The organism is Thermogutta sp. (assembly GCF_014359955.1).
Classification (GTDB): Bacteria; Planctomycetota; Planctomycetia; order Pirellulales; family Thermoguttaceae; genus Thermogutta.
The window spans coordinates 1-1,746 of sequence record NZ_JACIYL010000873.1; the positions used below are offsets into that span (position 1 = coordinate 1).

2 protein-coding genes are annotated in these 1,746 nt (G+C 56.8%); both read left to right on the forward strand.

Translation table 11 applies throughout. The features are described 5' to 3' along the window. Nucleotides 1-547 (forward strand): hypothetical protein (locus H5U08_RS17765; RefSeq protein WP_297036173.1); only part of this gene is annotated, 547 nt, incomplete at its 5' end. Nucleotides 548-779: 232 nt separating this feature from the next. Continuing rightward, nucleotides 780-1,746: aldolase catalytic domain-containing protein (locus H5U08_RS17770; RefSeq protein WP_297036176.1), on the forward strand; the 967-nt coding region annotated here is incomplete at its 3' end.

The window sequence follows — 1,746 nt, forward strand, 5'->3', positions numbered from 1 at the left end:
CCGACTGCTCGAACGATGTGTTCTCCGGCTGGATGTGAATCGACTCGTTCTGATGGGCGACGACTGGGAAACCGGTTTCTTCGAGGTTTTCCTCAATCGGAATTTACGGGGACGGCTTGTCGGTCGGGTGGGGCATCCGCCAGTCATCGACGAGGCAAGTTCCAAAGACATCCTGGAAAAAGTCGAACCGCTCCTCAGCGAGGCAGAACGACGGGATGAAATGCGTCTTTTGACGGAAATTCGCGAAGGCGCGGGAATCTGGGGGGTGGAAAAAACGTTAGAGGCGCTCCAGATGGGACGCATCCAGGTCCTCGTGCTTCCCTGGAATCTGGATCTGAAAGTATGGCGCTGTCCGCACGAAGGCTTCCTCGCGGAAACGAAGGAAACAGCTCTCACATTCTGTGAACAGCCGGTGGAAATCCCCTTCCGCGACTACGTCTTCGACATTGCCGAGGATTATGGCTCGCGTCTGGAATTTGTCCGCGGCGAACCGGAGCGCGTTCTCAAGGAGGAAATGGGCGGCATGGCGGGCAAAACCCGGTGGTGAAGGCTCCCCGGCAACAGAATCGAGTGGCATGGCCGGATGTGTGCCCCCTGCCCAGGTGGTCTAAGAATCCCTCCCGAGAGCAGGATAGTAGGTTTTTCGCTTTCGGTTGCAGCATATCGATCGCCGTAAGATATAGTTTTCTGGGAGTTCCCAGCTTGAGGCGCGAACCCAGAATGGGGGCAGGGCAGGTGTTTGTTGTGGCTCCGTTGACGTATTTGTGGGAGATCTCCGTATGACGCCCGATCCCAAGGAAATTGCTCCGTGGATCACGTACCGGCCGGAACTGAAGGTGCTCGATTGCACGGTCCGCGACGGTGGACTGGTCAACGACCATCATTTCTCGGACGAGTTTGTGAAAGCCCTTTACCACACCTGTGTGGAGGCCGGTATCGACTATATGGAGATCGGGTACAAGGCCTCGAAACGGGTTTTTCAGCGGGACCGCTTTGGCACCTGGAAATTCTGTGATGAGGACGATGTCCGCCGCGTCGTGGGGGACAATCCCACGTCCCTCAAGCTGGCGGCGATGATGGATGCGGGCAAATCGGACTGGAAAACCGATCTCCTTCCCAAGGATCGCAGCGTTTTCGACATGATCCGCGTGGCGTTTTATGTGCATCAGACCGTCGAAGCCTGCGAAATGATCAAGGCGGCCCACGAAAAGGGCTATGAGACGTCGGCGAACCTGATGGCGGTGTCCCAGGCCACCGAGGTGGAAATCGAGCAATGCCTGGAGTTGATCATCGAGACCCCCGCTCAGGTTGTCGTGGTGGTGGATAGCTTTGGGGCCCTTTATACCGAGCAGATTGAACGTCTCGTCAAAAAGTACCTCAGCTATGCCAAAGAGCGTGGGAAAGAGGTCGGTATCCACGCGCACAATAATCAGCAGTTAGCTTTCGCCAACACGATTGAGGCGATCATCCACGGTGCGAACCGGGTGGATGCCTCCATGGGGGGACTGGGACGCGGTGCTGGCAACTGCCCGATGGAGCTTTTGATCGGGTTCCTCCGCAACCCCAAGTTCCACATTCGGCCGATTTACCAGTTTCTTCAGGATTGGATTGAACCGCTGCGGGCGGAAGTGGAATGGGGGCCATACGTGCAGTACAACATCACCGGCCAGTTGAACCTGCATCCCCGGGCGGCGATCGAAGCCAGAAGGAATCCGGAAGACCGCAACAAGTACGTGGACTTTTATG